This is a genomic window from Aeromonas rivuli (assembly GCF_000820045.1).
In the GTDB taxonomy this organism is placed as follows: Bacteria; Pseudomonadota; Gammaproteobacteria; order Enterobacterales; family Aeromonadaceae; genus Aeromonas; species Aeromonas rivuli.
Genome location: NZ_CDBJ01000027.1, coordinates 238,104 through 251,401 on the forward strand (window position 1 = coordinate 238,104; position 13,298 = coordinate 251,401).

Consider the following 13,298-nt stretch of genomic DNA (forward strand, 5'->3'; position numbering starts at 1 on the left):
AAAAAAAGTCCCCGCATGGCGGGGACTTTTTTCAGGCGCGAGCTGCCGCAGGTGTTATCAGCAGTAGCCGTAACCCAGCAGACGCTGGTAGCGCTGCTCCAGCAACTGGTCGCTGTCCAGCGGGCGCAGCGCCTCGAGATCTTGCTTGATGCGGGCCTTGAGGCGCTCGGCCATCAGGACCACATTGCGGTGGGCGCCACCGAGGGGCTCCTCGACGATGGTGTCGATAAGCTTCAGCTCCTTCAGGCGCTGAGCCGTGATGCCCATGGCATCGGCAGCGATCGGGGCCTTGTCGGCGCTCTTCCACAGGATGGAGGCGCACCCTTCCGGCGAGATGACGGAGTAGGTGGAGTACTGCAGCATGTTGACGCGATCGCCAACACCTATCGCCAGGGCTCCGCCCGAGCCGCCTTCACCGATCACGGTGCAGACCACCGGCACGGTCAGGCCAGCCATCACTTTCAGGTTGCGGGCGATGGCCTCGGACTGGCCACGCTCCTCGGCACCCACGCCGGGATAGGCGCCCGGGGTGTCGATGAAGGTGATGATCGGCATCTTGAAGCGCTCGGCCATCTCCATCAGCCGCAGGGCCTTGCGGTACCCTTCCGGGCGCGGCATGCCGAAGTTGCGCTTGATCTTCTCCTTGGTCTCGCGCCCCTTCTGCTGACCGATGATCATCACCGGCTCACCGTCAAGACGGGCGATGCCGCCGATGATGGCTTTGTCATCGGCATAGGCGCGATCGCCAGCCAGCTCGTCGAAGTCGGTGAAGATCTGCGCGATGTAATCCAGGGTGTAAGGACGCTGGGGATGGCGCGCCATCTGGGATACCTGCCAGGCCCCAAGATCACCGAAGATCTTCTTGGTCAGCTCTTCGTTTTTCTTCTCCAACCGGCGGATATCTTCTTTGAGATCCACTGCGTGATTGCCTTCGCTCACATGTTTGAGCTCATCGATCTGCGCCTGCAATTCGGCTATCGGCTGTTCAAAATCCAGAAAAAGACTCATAGGGCCTTAGAACCTCTAATCAAAAACCAATTCCACCCGCTCTCGTCCCAGCAGGACACGCAAGTCATCTATCAGTTGATCGGTGGGCGTCACCCGCCACTCGGTACCGAGCGTCAGTCGCACCCGTGAGCCGGGACGCCGATAGTGTACCTGAACCGGACAGACTCCGGCACGAGCGGGCTCCAAAATCTCGCTAAAACGCTGAAAAAAGCGTTCATCTATGCGCTGTTCGTCGAGAGAAATACGGATCGCCCTGGCGAATCGCTCCCTCGCATCATTGATATCCAGCAGTTCACGGGCCGACATTTTAAGGCCACCGGAGAAGTCATCAAAGCTGACCTGTCCAGAAACCACCAAAATACGGTCTTTTTGCATCAATTCTTCGTATTTTTCCAGTGCTTCACTAAATAGTGTCACATCCAGACGCCCGGATCTGTCGTCCAGGGTAAAGATCCCCATCTTGTTGCCGCGCTTGGTGACCATGCTGCGAGCCGCAATCACCAGACCCGCTGCCGTGGTCACCGTATCCCGGGAGGTGGGATGCAGATCGCACAGCCGACCCGAGGTATAACGGCGCAGTTCGCTGCTGTACTGGTTGATGGGGTGGCCAGTCAGATAAAGCCCGAGGGTCTCGCGCTCCCCTTCCAGCCATACCTTGTCGGGCCAGTGCGGCACGTTGGCGAACGCCTTTTTGACGTCATCAATCTCCTGGGTCAAGACCCCGAACATGTCGACCTGACCAAATGCCTGGGCCTTGGCATGCTGCTCGGCGGCGCGCATCGCCTCCTCCAGGGTGGCCATCAGGGCGGCCCGGTGGGGGCCGAGCCGGTCCATGGCCCCGGAGTAGATGAGCTTCTCCATCACCCGCTTGTTGATCTTCTTGATGTCGACCCGGTTGCAGAAATCGAACAGATCCCGGAAGGGGCCGTCGCTGTCCCGCGCCGCCAGGATAGCATCGATGGGGCCCTCGCCGACCCCCTTCACTGCCCCGATACCATAGACGATATGGCCATCTTCATTGACGCTGAAGCGATAACGGCCGGTATTCACGTCCGGCGGTATCACCGTGAGCCCCATGCGCTGGCACTCGTCCACCAGGGTCACTATCTTGTCGGTGTTGTCCATGTCGGCCGTCATCACCGCCGCCATGAACTCGGCCGGGAAGTGGGTCTTGAGCCAGAGGGTCTGGTAGGAGACCAGGGCGTAGGCGGCGGAGTGGGACTTGTTGAAGCCGTAGCCCGCAAATTTTTCCACCAGATCGAAGATCTTTACCGCCAGCTCGCCATCGATGCCGTTTTTAACGGCGCCTTCCTCGAACCCCGAGCGCTGCTTGGCCATCTCGACCGGGTTTTTCTTGCCCATGGCCCGGCGCAGCATGTCTGCCCCACCCAGGGTGTAGCCCGCCAGCACCTGGGCTATCTGCATCACCTGTTCCTGATAGACGATGATGCCGTAGGTGGGTTCGAGTATGGGTTTGAGGCTCTCGTGCTGCCAGGTGGCATCCGGGTAGGAGATGGCCTCATCCCCGCGCTTGCGCTCGATGAAGTTGTCCACCATCCCGGACTGGAGCGGGCCCGGCCGGAACAGTGCCACCAGAGCAATCATGTCTTCGAAACAGTCGGGTTGCAGCCGCTTGATCAGATCCTTCATGCCGCGGGATTCGAGCTGGAACACCGCGGTGGTCTCGAAACGCTGCAACAGCGCAAACGACTTCTTGTCATCGATGGGGATGGCGGCGATATCGATCGGCGGCTTGCCCTCTTTGGCCAGGCGCGGGTTGATCATGCCGAGCGCCCAGTCGATGATGGTGAGGGTGCGCAGCCCCAGGAAGTCAAACTTCACCAGACCCGCATACTCCACATCGTTCTTGTCGAACTGGGTGACCGGGTGCTGTCCTTCACTGTCACAATAGAGCGGCGCGAAATCGGTGATCTTGGTGGGCGCTATCACCACACCACCGGCGTGTTTGCCTGCGTTGCGCACCACCCCTTCGAGGCGGCGCGCCATGTCGATGAGATCCTTGACCTCTTCATCCTGATCGTAGAGCTCGGGCAGCTTGGGTTCGGCCTCGAACGCCTTGGCGAGCGTCATGCCCGGATCCGGCGGTATCAGCTTGGAGATACGGTCCACGAAGCCATAAGGGTGGCCCAACACCCTTCCTACGTCCCGCACTACCGCCTTGGCGGCCATGCTGCCGAAGGTGATGATCTGCGACACCGCATCCCGGCCATACATGTCGGCGACGTGATCGATCACCTCGTCGCGCCTGTCCATGCAAAAGTCGACGTCGAAGTCGGGCATGGAGACCCGTTCCGGGTTCAGGAAACGTTCGAACAGCAGATCAAACTCCAGCGGATCGAGATCGGTGATCTTGAGCGCGTACGCCACCAGCGAACCCGCCCCCGACCCTCGGCCGGGCCCGACCGGAATGCCGTTGTCCTTGGACCACTGGATAAACTCCATCACGATGAGGAAGTAACCAGGGAAGCCCATCTGGTTGATCACCTTGAGCTCTATCTCGAGGCGCTCATCATACTCGCCGCGCTTGGCGGCACGCACTTCCGCGTCCGGGAACAGGAAAGCGAGCCGCTCCTCCAGTCCCTCCTGGGATTTCACCACCAGAAACTCTTCCGTGGTCATGTCGCCGGTCGGGAAGTTGGGCAGGAAATATTCCCCAAGGCGCACAGTCACGTTGCAGCGCTTGGCGATTTCGACCGTGTTCTCCAGCGCCTCCGGGATATCGGCGAACAGCTCGACCATCTCGGCCTGGCTGCGCAGATATTGCTTGGGGCTGTAATTGCGCGGCCTGCGCTTGTCCGCCAGGGTGTAGCCATCATGGATGGCCACCCGGATTTCGTGGGCATCAAAGTCTTCGGCGTTGAGGAACACCACCTCGTTGGTGGCCACCACCGGCAACTCGAACTCGGCGGCGATGGCCACCGCCATGTGCAGGTAAGCCTCCTCGTCCGGCCGCTCGGTGCGCAGCAACTCGAGGTAATAGGCATCGGGGAAATGCTGGCGATAGAAATCGAGACACTGCTCGGTCTGCTGCCGATTGCCCTTGAGCAGAAACTTGCCCACGTCCCCCTCACGCCCACCGGAGAGCACTATCACCCCTTTGGCATGATCGCTCAGCCAGGCCTTGTCGATGACAGGCTTGTCCTGCACATGACCACGCTGGTAGGCACGGGAGATGAGCATGGTGATGTTCTGGTAACCCTCATTGTCCATGGCCAGCAGGGTGAGCCGAAACAGCTCGTCCCCCAACTCGTCGCTCTGCGCCCAGAAGTCGGTCCCGACAATGGGCTTGATCCCCTTGCCATGGGCCGCCCCATAGAAGCGCACCAGACCACACATGTTGACCTGATCGGTCAGCGCCAGGGCTGGTTGACCATCGGCGGCGGCGGCGCTGACGATGGGGCCTATCTTCTGCAGGCCATCGACCATGGAGAAATCGGAATGAACGCGCAGATGGATAAAGCTAGGCTCGGCCATGGTCACTCCCTGGTGCTTGGTTGATATTGACTGACGCTGTCGTCGGTTGAGTCATGGATGAAGGCCGCAAGGTCACGCCTGCCCGAGTGCCCGGCGCACCGGTTTGAAGCTCTGGCGATACTCTGGCAGGGGGCCATGCTCGGCCAGAATGGCAAGGTGCTCAGGGGTCGGGTAGCCCTTGTGGCGGGCGAAACCATATTCGGGATGACGGCTATCGAGCTCGGTCATTTCGCTGTCACGGGTCACCTTGGCGAGGATGGAAGCGGCACTGATGGCAGCCACCAGGCTGTCGCCCTTGACCACGGCGCGGGCCTCCATCGGCAAGCTTGGGCAGCGATTGCCGTCGATGAACACCAATTCCGGCACTATGTGGAGCCCCGCCACGGCGCGCTGCATCGCCAGCATGGTGGCGTGCAGTATGTTGAGCTGGTCGATCTCGCTGGGAGTGGCCCGGCCGACGGCCCAGGCCAATGCCTTCTCCTTTATCTCGCCGTACAGGGCGAGACGCTTCTTCTCGGAGAGCTTCTTGGAATCGGCCAGCCCGACAATGGGATTGGCAGGATCCAGGATCACCGCGGCGGTGACCACGTCCCCCACCAGGGGGCCGCGGCCGACTTCGTCCACACCGGCAACCAGCTTGTCTTCGGGAATATCGATCATCATCTTGCAGCCTTGAATCAAAACAGGCCCCGCAGGGCCAGTGTCAGCACAACATCGCCAGCGGGTGCACTATTTGCCAAGCAGCGCGAGTACGGCATCGGCAGCCTGCTTGTCGGCATCGCAGCGGATGCTCTGATGCAGCCGGGTGAAGGTGGCGATGAGCTCGCTGTTATCATGTTGCAGCAGCTTGCACACCTCTTCGACCAGATTCTCGGTGGTGCACTCGTGCTGGATAAGCTCGGGCACCAGCATCTGATCCGCCAGCAGGTTGGGCAGGGAGACGTAATCCGTCTTGACCAGGCGCTGGGCCAACCAATAGCTGAAGGGTTTGAGCTTGTAGCCGACCACCATGGGTTTTTTCACCAGCATGGCTTCCAGTGCCGCCGTGCCCGAGGCCAGCAGCACCACATCGGCGGCCGTCATGGCCTCCCGGCCCTGCCCTTCGAGCAGCACCATTTCAAGCTTGGGGGCTATCTCCTGCTTGATGCGCAGGAACTGCTCCCGTCGCGCCTCGTTGACCAGGGGCACGATGAAACCGAGACTCGGGTAGTGTACCGTCAGGTGCTTGCACGCCTCGAGGAAGAGGGGGGACATGAAGCCCACCTCGGCGCTGCGACTGCCTGGCAGCACCGCCAGCCAGCGGCGGGAGGGATCCAGCCCCAGCTCGGCGCGAGCGGCCCCCTGATCCGGCACCAGCGGAATGGCATCGGCCATGGTGTGGCCGACGAAGCGGCAGGGCGCATCGAATCTGTCGTAGAAGGCTTTCTCGAACGGCAAGAAGGCGAGCACCATGTCGGTGGCAGCCTTTATCTTGTGAATGCGACCCTGACGCCAGGCCCAGACTGAGGGGCTGACATAATGAACCGTCTTGATACCGGCGCGGCGCAGTTTGAGCTCCACCCCGATATTGAAATCTGGCGCATCCACCCCGATGAAGATATCGGGCGGATTGGCAATGAAATGGCGCAGCAGTTCGCGGCGTACCTGAAGAATGCGTGGCAGACGGCCAAGCACTTCAGTGATGCCCATGACGGAGAGCTCTTCCATCTCGAACAGCGCCTTGACGCCAAGGGCCTGCATGCGCGGCCCGGCTATCCCTTCGAACTGCGCATCCGGATAACGGCGTTGCAGCTCACGCACCAGGCCGGCGGCCAGGATGTCGCCGGAGGTCTCTCCGGCAACGATACCGATGCGAATAGGATCAGGCACGGATGATGCCACGCTCATTGTCTTTGAGGAAATCGACATAGAGCTGGACAGCCGGTTCGCTGGCCGCCATCTCAGTCAGCACTGGCAGCACCTCTTCGATGGTCTTGCCTGAGCGGAAGATCTCTTTGTAGGCACGCTTGACGGCGGATATCGCCTCCGGGCTGAAACTGCGGCGACGCAGGCCCTCGGAGTTGACCCCGAATGGCTTGGCATAGTTGCCAGCAGCCATGACGTAAGGCGGCACGTCCTTGTTCAGGGCGGCGCAGCCACCGACGAAGGCGTGGGAGCCGACTCGGCCAAACTGGTGAATGGCAGAGAGGCCACCGAAGATGACGAAATCGCCGATCACCACATGACCCGCCAGGGTCGCATTGTTGGCAAAGATGCAGTTGTCACCGATGACACAGTCATGGGCCACGTGGACGTTGACCATGAACAGATTACCGCTGCCGACCTTGGTCAGACACTGATCCTGCACTGTGCCACGGTGGACGGTGCAGTTTTCGCGAAAGACGTTGTTATCGCCAATCTCGAGGAAGGTGCGCTCACCAGCGTACTTCTTGTCCTGGCAATCCTCACCGAGGGAGGTGTGCTGGAAGATCTTGTTGCCACGGCCAATCTTGGTCGGGCCCTTGATCAGAACATGAGAGCTTATCCAGGTGTTATCACCGATCTCCACCTCGGCGCCAATGACGGAAAAGGGGCCTATCTCAACCCCTTTGCCTATCACGGCAGACTCATGGACGATGGCAGTATCGTGAATGACGGCTGTCGAATCGATCACTATTACACCTCGCGTTTGGCACACATCAGTTCGGCGGTACAGACCACCTCACCATCAACGGTAGCCACACCGGTAAATTTGGCAATGCCACGACGCTCCTTCAGGAACACCACGTCCAGCACCAGCTGGTCGCCAGGGCCGACCGGACGCTTGAAGCGCGCATGGTCGATGGAGGCGAAGTAGTAGAGCTCATTCGGGGACGGCTTGCCGACCATGGTGAACGCTAGAATGCCAGTGGCCTGCGCCATGGCCTCCAGGATCAACACACCGGGGAATACCGGTTTGGCCGGGAAGTGGCCCTGGAAAATGGGTTCGTTGAACGAGACGTTCTTGATGGCACGCAAGGTCTTGCGCTCATCGCTTATCTCGTAATGCTCAACCTTGTCCACCATCAGGAACGGATAACGGTGTGGCAGCAGATCCATGATTTCCTGGATCCCTAAGCTTTTCTTTTCAGTAGTCAAAACAGTACCCTATCGTGATTATTCTTCGTCACCCAGTTTCTTCTCAAGCTGGCTTAACCGTTTGTGCATCTCGTCGATACGCATCACCCGGGCGGCGGTCTTGCGCCACTCTTTATTGGTTTGCAGGGGGATGCCGGACGAGTAGACACCGGGCTCGGTAATGGGTCGCATCACCATGGCCATACCGGTAACGGTGGCCTGGTCGCAGATCTCCATGTGCCCGTTAAAGACGGAAGCGCCGCCAATAATACAATACTTACCAACCTTGAGACTACCGGCCATCGTGGTCGCACCGGCCACGGCGGTGCCGTAACCAATCTCGACGTTGTGGGCGATCTGGCACTGATTGTCGATGATGACATTGTCGGCAATGCGTGTGTCTTCCAAGGCGCCCCTGTCAATGGTAGTACAGGCGCCAATCTCGACTCTGTTGCCGATGGTCACGCCACCGAGCTGGGGGATCTTGATCCACTCGCCACGCTCGTTGGCATAACCGAAACCGTCTGCTCCTATCACTGTCCCGGCTTGCACCAGACAGTCCGTGCCCAAGGTCACCTCATGATAGAGCGTGACATTGGCCCACAGGCGGGAGCGATCACCCAATCGGGTGTTTTTACCCACGAAGCAACCCGGACCTATGCGGACATCGTCTCCCAGCACAACGCCGGATTCGATGACCGCATTGGCACCAATGGCAACCCTCTCACCCAGCTGGACATCGGCGGCAATGACAGCGCTAGGATGAATATCCATGGCTGGCTGCGGCGTAGTGTCCAGCAACTGGGCAACCCGGGCAAAGCCGACATAGGGATCCTTGAGTACCAGCGCATTGGTGGGACAAAACGGCAGATCTGCCTCCGTGATCAACACGGCGGTAGCCTGACTCTGCTCCAGATAAGTACGGTACTTCTTGTTGGACAGGAAGGCGATTTCCCCCTTCCCGGCCTTTTCCAGTGTCGCTACCTTGCGAATTTCCTGGCTTCCATCGCCATGAACTTCTGCCCCGAGTCGCTGGGCCAGCTGTGCGAGAGTGAATACCATCAATTAGTTGCTCTTGCTGACCTGAGAGATAACCTGACCGGAGATGTCCAGCTTGCTGGCAGCATAAGGGGCTGCGTTGCGCTCCAGAACCAGATCGTAACCATTGCTCCTGGCGATGGAGTCGATGGCCGCTTTTACCTTGGTCAGGATCTTGTTGCGCTCTTCAGCCTGACGACGGCCGTTATCCTGCTCGAAGGCCTGACGCTTCTGGTTGAACTCCATCTGCAGCTTGGCCAGTTTCTCCTGGTTCTGCTTCTTCTGATCGGCGCTCATGAAGGCTTCATCCTTCTTGAACTTCTCGACCAGCTTCTGGCCATCGGACTCCAGCTTCTGCAACTCGCGCATGCGCGGCTCGAACTCGCCTTTCAGCTTCTTGGAAACCGCTTCACGCTGGGGCAATTTCTGGAAGATTTCGCTCATGTCGACCACGGCAATCTTGGTCTCAGCCAGGGCGGAACCCATGCCAGCGACCATCAGAGCAATACTCAGACCAGCGACTTTCAATGCTTTGTTCACACTTACTCCTTGTACCCCCGGATGAGGGTAACTGATTACCTTGAATTGCAAGCGACACCCGGTGCCAACTTGTTACTAGCGGGGCCCGACGGCCCCATTATTTACCGCTCTCCCGAGGAGAGCGGTTACACCAGGTGGAACCAGCCTTGCTGGCGCCCTCCTTTAGAAGGTACGACCAATGTTGAAGGAGAAGAACTCGGTTCTATCCCCTTCGTACTCTTTGAGCGGACGCGCAATGGCAAACACCAGGGGGCCCATGGGTGAGAGCCACTGAACCGACAGGCCATAGGAGGCGCGGAAGTTGGTGGGATCCGAGTAGTCCATCAAGTACTTACAGCCAGTGACACAGCGGTTCTGGTACTGGTCATAGTCGAAGGTGGTGTCCCATACCGAGCCCGCATCAACGAAGACACTGGTACGCAGCTGAGGCTGATAGGTCTCCGAGGCAAAGGGCGTCGGCACTATCAGCTCAAGGGAGGCGATAGCCAGGGCGTTACCCCCCACGGAGCTGTCGGTGCCTTGGGCAACATCGTTACCCCCTACGTTGTAGTAGTAGAGCGCCTTGGGACCGACTGTGTTGCTCTTGAAGCCACGCAGGGTATCGAAGCCACCGGCGAAGTAGTTCTCGAAGAAGGGCAGTACATGGTCATAGTCGCCGTTGCTGCCGTAGCCGTTGCCGTAGGAGAGGCGGGCCTTGGTCATCAGTACCCAGCTGTGATCCGCATCGAACGGGAAGTAGTGAGCATCTTCGGCATTGAGCTTGAAGTACTGCAGATCCATGCCGGGCACAGTCACCTTGGCGTTGATCCGCTGACGGTTACCATCGCTCGGGAAGGTGCCCTTGTTCAGGGTGGAACGGGTCCAGCCTGCGGTGAAATCGACCGTGTTGAAGGTCAGGCGGTTGTCACCGTCGATGTTGTCGCTGTATACCTTCCAGAACTCCTCAACCTGCTGATAGGGATTGGGCTGGGACAGCTTGTTATTCTCAAAGCCAAGGCTGAAGTCGAGACGGTTGTTCTCGTTGACCGGGAAGCCGCTGGAGAGACGGAAGCCGATGGTGGTGTTCTCATAGTCAACGATGTTGGCATCTGCCGCGCTGAACTCGTTGTAGTAGAGACGGCCACCCAGGCTGACCCCATCGACGGTGAAGTAGGGATCGTTATAGCTGAGATCGATACTCTTCGAGTAGTCGTTGGTACTGGCCGAGATACCGATTTTTTTACCGGTACCCATGAAGTTGTCCTGCTGCAGGCCCGCCTGCAGGCTCAGACCCGAATCGGTACCATAGCCGACACCGGCATTGATGGAACCGGCTGGCTGCTCCTTGACCTTGAAGTCCAGATCCACTTGGTCATCGCTACCCGCCACGCGCTTGGTATCCACGTCGGCGCTCTCGAAATAGCCGAGCCGGTTGAGACGGGTCTTGGACTGCTCGACGTTGTCGGAGGAGAGCCAGGTGCCTTCCATCTGACGCATCTCGCGGCGCAGCACTTCGTCCTTGGTGGTGACGTTGCCGCTGAAGTTGATGTTGCGCACATAGACACGGGGACCCGGCTCTATGTTAATGATCAACTCCACTTCCTTGGTCTCGTCATTGATCTGCGGGAAGGTGGTGACCTTGGGATAGGCATAACCATAACGGCCGAGTAACTTGGAGAGCACCTCTTCGGTGTGGGTCACCTGGCTGGCGGAGTAGACGCTACCTGCCGTGATGGGGATAAGCTCCTTCATCTCGGCACCGCGATCTATCATGTCCCCCTTGAGCTGGATGCCGGAGACCTTGTACTGATCCCCTTCCTTGAGGTTGAGGGTGACATAGACCCCCTTCTTGTCCGGCGTCATGGAGACCTGGGTAGACTCCTGGGCGAAGCGGATGTAACCGCGATCCAGATAGTAGGAGCGCAGCACCTCGATATCGCCGGCCAGCTTCTGCTTCTGGTAGCGCTGATCGCCGGTGAAGTTCCACCAGGGCACATCGTCCTTGAGGGAGAGCTGGGCCAGCAGCTTCTCTTCCGGGAACACATTGTTGCCGACGATGTTGATCTGCTGGATCTTGGCCGCTTCCCCTTCGACGAAGGTGAACTTGAGGTCGACCCGGTTGCGGGGCAAGGGGGTGACGATGGCCTTGACCTTGGCGGAGTATTTGCCCACGCCATAGTAGAAGTCTTCCAGCCCCTTCTCGAGGGAGCTCAGCACGGTACGATCCAGGGGATCACCGACGCGGATACCGGAGGACTCCAGGCTCTGGGTCAGCTGCTCTTCCTTGATGTCCTTGTTACCGGAGAACTCGATGCTGGAGATGGTCGGTCGCTCCTTGACCGCCACTTGCAGCACATCGCCGTCCCGATAGACCTTGACGTCCTCGAAGTTGCCCGAGGCATAGAGCTTCTTGATGGCGCTGGCCAGGGTAACGGGATCGACGGTGTCACCGACCCGGATCGGCAGATTCAACAGGGCGGCGCCCAGTGTCACCCGCTGCAAACCGTCAACCTGAATGTCTTGCACCACAAAAGAGGCAGGGGCCGCCTGGGCCAGGAAGCTGGCACCCAGCAGGCAACTCAACACCAATGCTTTTTTAACAGCCATTTTGTTCTTATGTGTCCTTGTTGATGCTCTGGCCTCAGAGGCGAGCGAAATCATTAAACAGCGCAATACCCATCAGCAACATCAGAATGGCGGCGCCTATCCTGAACCCCACTTCCTGAATCTTCTCCGAGACCGGCTTGCCAGTCACTGCCTCGATGAGGAAGTAGACCAAATGGCCCCCATCCAGCACCGGCAGCGGGAACAGATTGATGATCCCCAGGTTGACGCTGATCAGCGCCAGGAAACCGAGAAAATAGACCAGACCGTAATCGGCGCTGTTACCCGCGCCCTTGGCAATGGAGATGGGCCCGCTCAGGTTGTCCAGCGACACTATGCCACCAATCAGCTTGCCTATCATATCGAAGGTGAGCGTGATCAGGCTCCATGTCTTGTGCATGCCCTGCCAGAGGGCGTCGAGCGGCCCATACTGTAACAGAATTCGATATTCATCCGGTAATGGAACCACTTGAGGCGATAATCCCACGAAGCCCACCGCCTTGCCCTTTACCTCTTTGGCATGGGGAGTCAGGGTGATGCTCTGTTCACTGCCATCACGCTCAATGGTCAACTGCAAGGGCTGCTCGGGGGAAGATTGTACCTTGCCCACGAAGGCGACCCAGTCAGTCAGGGGTTCGCCATCCAGCGCCAGGATCTTGTCCCCTTTGCGCATGCCAGCCGTGTCACTGGCACTGCCCTGCACCACGTCGGCCACTACGGGCAACACCTTGGCCCCCAGCGGGATGATCCCCAGGCTGACGATGGGCGACTCTTTATCCGGATCGAATGTCCAGCTCTTCAGTTCGAGCGTCTTGTCGCTGGCATAACTGCTCTTGGGTTCGGTCAGCTTGAGCTGTACCGAATCGTCCCCAAGGTGGCTTATCAGGGCATAGACAATGCTCTCCCAGTCACCGGTCGGCTCACCGCCCACCTCGACGATCTGCATCCCTGGCAGCAAGCCAGCCTCGGCGGCGATGGAGTCAGTGCGCACCTCGCCGACGATGGGTTTGACGCTCGGCACCCCTATCATGAACATCAGCCAGAAGGCGAACAGGGCGAACACGAAATTCGCCATGGGGCCGGCTGCGACGATGGCCATGCGGGCCCAGACGCTCTTGTGGTTGAAGGCCTGCGCCTCCTCCCCCGGTTTAAGCTCGTCGACCCGGCCGTCCAGCATCTTGACGTAACCGCCAAGGGGGATCAGCGCCAGCACATACTCGGTGCCATCCTTGCCCATCCGGCGCCAGATAGCCTTGCCAAAACCGATGGAGAAGCGCTCCACCTTGACGCCACAACGGCGGGCCACCCAGAAGTGGCCAAACTCATGCACCGCAACCAGCAGGCCCAGGGCGACGATGAAGGCGCCGATATTCCAGAGTACCCCCCCCATCAGCCAAGGCTCCTTGCGTCATGTCCGGTCATCAGGTCAGCGCCGAAGGCGACCCTGGTGTCGTTTTTGCACTTGTTTTTGCACAGCGTACTCATGAGTCCAATTCCTTGATGTCATCGATGACCCGCGACGCTGCAAGGAGAAAAGC

10 protein-coding genes are annotated in these 13,298 nt (G+C 59.2%); all 10 read right to left on the bottom strand.

Features of this window, described 5'->3' with window-relative positions:
* Positions 1-57: 57 nt before the first annotated feature.
* The 10 genes from accA to rseP all read right to left on the bottom strand — a co-directional run bounded on the left by accA (position 58) and on the right by rseP (position 13,150).
* The gene (gene accA / locus BN1130_RS05320; RefSeq protein ID WP_042040749.1) at positions 58-1,008 is read right to left on the bottom strand and encodes an acetyl-CoA carboxylase carboxyl transferase subunit alpha; all 951 of its coding nucleotides are present in this window, start codon (positions 1,006-1,008) and stop codon (positions 58-60) included.
* Positions 1,009-1,023: 15 nt separating this feature from the next.
* Positions 1,024-4,503: a DNA polymerase III subunit alpha gene (gene dnaE / locus BN1130_RS05325; RefSeq protein WP_042040750.1), complete on the bottom strand. Its 3,480-nt coding sequence runs from the start codon at positions 4,501-4,503 to the stop codon at positions 1,024-1,026.
* Between the two features lie 72 nt (positions 4,504-4,575).
* A complete protein-coding gene (gene rnhB, locus BN1130_RS05330; protein WP_157013911.1) occupies positions 4,576-5,166 on the bottom strand; it encodes a ribonuclease HII in 591 nt (196 codons plus the stop codon).
* Between the two features lie 66 nt (positions 5,167-5,232).
* A complete protein-coding gene (lpxB, locus tag BN1130_RS05335) occupies positions 5,233-6,372 on the bottom strand; it encodes a lipid-A-disaccharide synthase (protein ID WP_042040751.1) in 1,140 nt (379 codons plus the stop codon).
* A complete protein-coding gene (gene lpxA, locus BN1130_RS05340; protein ID WP_042040752.1) occupies positions 6,365-7,156 on the bottom strand; it encodes an acyl-ACP--UDP-N-acetylglucosamine O-acyltransferase in 792 nt (263 codons plus the stop codon). The genes lpxB and lpxA overlap by 8 nt, the downstream gene beginning before the upstream one ends.
* Before the next feature lie 2 nt (positions 7,157-7,158).
* A complete protein-coding gene (fabZ, locus tag BN1130_RS05345) occupies positions 7,159-7,620 on the bottom strand; it encodes a 3-hydroxyacyl-ACP dehydratase FabZ (protein ID WP_005892075.1) in 462 nt (153 codons plus the stop codon).
* A gap of 18 nt (positions 7,621-7,638) precedes the next feature.
* Complete coding sequence (gene lpxD, locus BN1130_RS05350; protein WP_042041000.1) at positions 7,639-8,661, bottom strand: UDP-3-O-(3-hydroxymyristoyl)glucosamine N-acyltransferase; 1,023 nt, start codon at positions 8,659-8,661, stop codon at positions 7,639-7,641.
* 3 nt (positions 8,662-8,664) lie between these two features.
* Positions 8,665-9,177 carry an OmpH/Skp family outer membrane protein gene (locus tag BN1130_RS05355; RefSeq protein ID WP_042040753.1) on the bottom strand — a complete coding sequence of 171 codons (513 nt, stop codon included), beginning with the start codon at positions 9,175-9,177 and terminating at the stop codon, positions 8,665-8,667.
* A 162-nt stretch (positions 9,178-9,339) separates the two neighbouring features.
* A complete protein-coding gene (gene bamA, locus BN1130_RS05360; RefSeq protein WP_042040754.1) occupies positions 9,340-11,763 on the bottom strand; it encodes an outer membrane protein assembly factor BamA in 2,424 nt (807 codons plus the stop codon).
* A 34-nt stretch (positions 11,764-11,797) separates the two neighbouring features.
* Positions 11,798-13,150 carry a sigma E protease regulator RseP gene (gene rseP / locus BN1130_RS05365; RefSeq protein WP_042040755.1) on the bottom strand — a complete coding sequence of 451 codons (1,353 nt, stop codon included), beginning with the start codon at positions 13,148-13,150 and terminating at the stop codon, positions 11,798-11,800.
* Positions 13,151-13,298: the final 148 nt, after the last annotated feature.

Bases quoted from the DNA above. Each gene is read 5' to 3' on its own strand.
- accA (WP_042040749.1), bottom strand. From the start codon at position 1,008: ATGAGTCTTTTTCTGGATTTTGAACAGCCGATAGCCGAATTGCAGGCG.
- dnaE (WP_042040750.1), bottom strand. From the start codon at position 4,503: ATGGCCGAGCCTAGCTTTATCCATCTGCGCGTTCATTCCGATTTCTCC.
- rseP (WP_042040755.1), bottom strand. From the start codon at position 13,150: ATGGGGGGGGTACTCTGGAATATCGGCGCCTTCATCGTCGCCCTGGGC.
- bamA (WP_042040754.1), bottom strand. From the start codon at position 11,763: ATGGCTGTTAAAAAAGCATTGGTGTTGAGTTGCCTGCTGGGTGCCAGC.
- lpxD (WP_042041000.1), bottom strand. From the start codon at position 8,661: ATGGTATTCACTCTCGCACAGCTGGCCCAGCGACTCGGGGCAGAAGTT.
- rnhB (WP_157013911.1), bottom strand. From the start codon at position 5,166: ATGATGATCGATATTCCCGAAGACAAGCTGGTTGCCGGTGTGGACGAA.